Here is a 3330-nt window from a genome sequence, read left to right on the forward strand (position 1 = left end):
CCGGAGTCTGTAACGCATCGAAAAACGTTTTCGGTCTAATGCCGCACCCTGAGCGCGCTATGGAAGCTTTGCTGGGTTCCGGTGACGGAGTGCAAATGCTTGAAGGGTTTTTAAACGCTTGAAAAAGACAGCCCTCTTTTTTCTGATTTTAGCCGCGCAGCTTCTGGTAGCCGAACCTTCGGCCCTCTTTGATCCCTCGCCGACGTCGGCAGGAACTTCTCCAACCGCTCAGACAACCGATGCCGAGTCGGCTTCGACTGACTCTGCCGACGTCAACGATCTGTTTTCGGGCGTAGAATCCTCATTAAAGATCGAGTTCAGCGGTTTGCCGGAACGCTCTTATATCGGTGAGATTATTTCCGTAACGGTCAAATTGACGCCTGTAGATCTGGCATCAGGGAACATCGAATACACCCTTCAAAATGAAGAAGGGCTGCGTATTTTCAGCGATACTCCCCGACGCAAAGTCAAAGAAGACGGTGTCTACGACACGTTTTATTTCCTCGTACAGTCTTCAACCATCCGCCTGCCCGACATCAGTGCGACGGTTACCTCGACCGGATCCGTCTCAGAAACTCTGACCGGCAGTGCGCTCACCGCGTCGGCCCTTACCCCGCCTTCGTCGTTTGCCAATGTACTGGCCGATAAATTTGAAATTATCAACTACAAGACGACCCCGTACAACAACGAAAGTAATGTCGTTATTTTCACAGCCAAAGCGCAGCGCTGCGACATCGGAAGTTTCCGCCTCCCCAATGCGATCAAGCAGGGATTCGAATCGAAACTTTCCAACGTAGGCGAATCCCAGATGACGTTTTATGCGATCATCCCCAATACCGAAGAGACCCTCAACTTCTCCTACTTCAACCTGAAAAAGCAGCGTTATGAAGCGCTCGTCGTTCCGATCATTGTCGATGACGATACCGTTTCGACACAAAGCGATCTTTCACCAACCGATGCACGCCACACGGAGCTCAAAGTGTCGGCGGCAGCAGTCGTCGTTATCGCGTTGTTTGCCCTCTTCTACTGGAGACGTCAGAAATGGTATCTCTATCTCTCGGCGCTGCCTATGTTTTATATTGTCTACGCGCTCCTTCCCAATCAGGACGTGTGCGTTAAAAAAGACGCGCCGATCTATCTTTTGCCGATCAACCACGGCACCATTTTCGAGATGACTTTGCAGGAAGAATACCTCGAAGCGGAAAAAACCGTAGGAGACTTTACGAAAGTACATCTGCCGAACGACCATATCGGATGGGTTCACAAACGTGATCTTTGCTCGAATTAGATGGCTCTATGCCCTAATCGTCATCTTCTCGGGGATGACGCTGATGATCACCATCTTTCATCTCGTTCCCAACCCCTATGCCCAAAAAATCAGCGCCTGGTTCATCCGATTGCTGGTTTTCCTTCCCGTTCGTGTCAAAGGGACGCCCGATCCCGAAGCTCAGATGTTTTTGCTGAACCACCAAAGCGATATCGATATCGGCATCATGGAGACGATTACGCCCAAAGATTTGGCCTGGGTTGCCAAAAAGGAGCTTTTTGACGTCCCTTTTTTCGGCCTTGTCGTTAAACTCCCCAAAGACATCGCTTTGGAAAGAGAAAGCAAATCATCCTTGGTCAAGCTTATCAAAGAGTGCAAAGACCGCCTCGATCACGGGCGTGTCATCACTATTTTCCCGGAAGGGACACGGACCGAAACGGGAAAAATGAAGCCGTTCAAAGCAGGCGCCAAAATCGTTGCGGACAAATTCACCCTGAAAGTCCAGCCGGTCGTATTGATCGCAACGGCATGGCATTTCAGCAACAAACGCAAAGACTTCCGTCCCGGAAGCGTCACCGCCGTCTACATGGATTCGTTCGTCGCCGACAAAGAGGATCCCGAGTGGTTGAATAACCTGCACGCGCAGATGCAAAAGGTCTATGATGATGAGCTGGCAAACCATCCTCGCTATCGGTAGCGGCGCCTTTATCGGTGCGGTGCTGCGTGCGTATCTCAACGGTGTCGTAAACCACCACTTGCCCCATTCCCTTCCTTTCGGTACACTCTCGGTTAATCTTATCGGGAGTTTCATCATCGGAACGCTTTTCGCCTATTTCAGCTACACGACGCTCTTCAGCGTGCACATGAAATCGTTTCTGACAACCGGTTTTCTCGGGGGACTGACGACCTATTCGACGTTCGCTATCGAAACCTTCTTTTTACTCAGCGGGGGACACCTTCTGATGGCGGCGGCTAATATGGCTATCAATACCTTCGGAACCGTCCTCATGGCAGCGACAGGGTACTATTTAGTCCGAAGCTATTTAAATTGAACGCCAAAAGAATAAAATCCTTTTGGCTACGCTGGCCGCTAAGGCACTGAAGCTTGCCTCAATGAGGCAGAAATTTACAACGGAATAATTTCATCCGCACACCATCGCGCCAGTTCGGCGTCATGGGTGATCAATAAGACTCCCATTCCTTCCAAATGGCTCACGATCAGCTTCATAATATCGACCTGATTGAGATTATCAAGTGCCGATGTCGGCTCATCCAGCAGCAGCAATTTGGGCTTCATCAATAACGAACGCAGAATCGAACATCGCTGCAGCTGTCCGCCCGATAGGCGATGGGGAAGCGAATCCAAATGATCCTCGCGCAGCCCCATTTGTGCCAGCAGCGTTTCGTACCCCTGCATCGATGCGACTTCTCTGATCTGCTCACGGATCGTATACGTAGGATGAAACGAGCTGTAAGGGTCTTGAAATACCTGAGAGACGCGTTGGGCCGTTATCGTCCCCTTTAACGCTTTCAGCTCTCCCAGAATGAGAGAGAAGAGCGTCGATTTGCCGATGCCGCTGGGACCGACAATCGCTTTGATCTCCCCCTCCTGAAGGCTTAGCGAAAAATCATCGAATAAAAGAATATCTTTTAAATATCCAAAAGATATATTTTGAATATCTAAAATAGGTTTCAACGGATCTGCCCTTTTCCGTAAATTTTGTATTTGTAGGTCGTCAGCCCCTCAACTCCCATCGGCCCTCTCGCATGAAGTTTGTTGGTGCTGATTCCCACTTCGGCGCCGAATCCGAACGCGCCGCCGTCGGTAAAGCGGGTCGATGCGTTGACATACACCGCCGCCGCATCCACCGCATCCATAAACCGCTCTGCCGTCGTGATGTTTTCGGTGATGATCGCTTCGGAATGTCCCGAACCGAAACGGACGATATGGCTGATCGCCCCCTCGACGCCGTCAACGACACGGATGTTGAGGATATTGGCCAGATACTCGGTATCAAAATCCTCTTCGCTTGCCTTTGGCACATCAATCCATTCACGGGTCT

Annotated in this window: 4 protein-coding genes and 2 pseudogenes; 4 read left to right on the plus strand and 2 right to left on the minus strand. The window is 50.6% G+C overall.

The annotated features are described in order from the left end of the window. The 4 genes and pseudogenes from JU82_RS11475 to crcB form a co-directional block, all read left to right on the plus strand. Window positions 1–122: pseudogene (locus JU82_RS11475) on the plus strand (phosphoribosylformylglycinamidine synthase I); the annotation flags it as partial. After that, window positions 119–1288 (plus strand): hypothetical protein, encoded by a 1170-nt coding sequence (locus tag JU82_RS00025; protein WP_294891822.1) that lies wholly within the window; start codon window positions 119–121, stop codon window positions 1286–1288. The pseudogene JU82_RS11475 and the gene JU82_RS00025, both read left to right, overlap by 4 nt. Next, complete coding sequence (locus JU82_RS00030) at window positions 1269–1964, plus strand: 1-acyl-sn-glycerol-3-phosphate acyltransferase (protein ID WP_037945398.1); 696 nt, start codon at window positions 1269–1271, stop codon at window positions 1962–1964. Before JU82_RS00025 ends, JU82_RS00030 begins: the two co-directional genes overlap by 20 nt. Continuing rightward, window positions 1933–2319 (plus strand): fluoride efflux transporter CrcB, encoded by a 387-nt coding sequence (gene crcB / locus JU82_RS00035; protein ID WP_037945411.1) that lies wholly within the window; start codon window positions 1933–1935, stop codon window positions 2317–2319. The genes JU82_RS00030 and crcB overlap by 32 nt, the downstream gene beginning before the upstream one ends. Before the next feature lie 74 nt (window positions 2320–2393). Here the strand turns inward: crcB and JU82_RS00040 are convergent, their stop codons facing one another. Further along, window positions 2394–2963 carry an ATP-binding cassette domain-containing protein gene (locus tag JU82_RS00040; protein WP_037945399.1) on the minus strand — a complete coding sequence of 190 codons (570 nt, stop codon included), beginning with the start codon at window positions 2961–2963 and terminating at the stop codon, window positions 2394–2396. Next, a pseudogene (gene proA, locus JU82_RS11480) lies at window positions 2960–3330 on the minus strand (gamma-glutamyl-phosphate reductase); the annotation flags it as partial. The gene JU82_RS00040 and the pseudogene proA, both read right to left, overlap by 4 nt.

The sequence above is a fragment of the Sulfuricurvum sp. MLSB genome (assembly GCF_000747095.1).
Taxonomy (GTDB): domain Bacteria; phylum Campylobacterota; class Campylobacteria; order Campylobacterales; family Sulfurimonadaceae; genus Sulfuricurvum.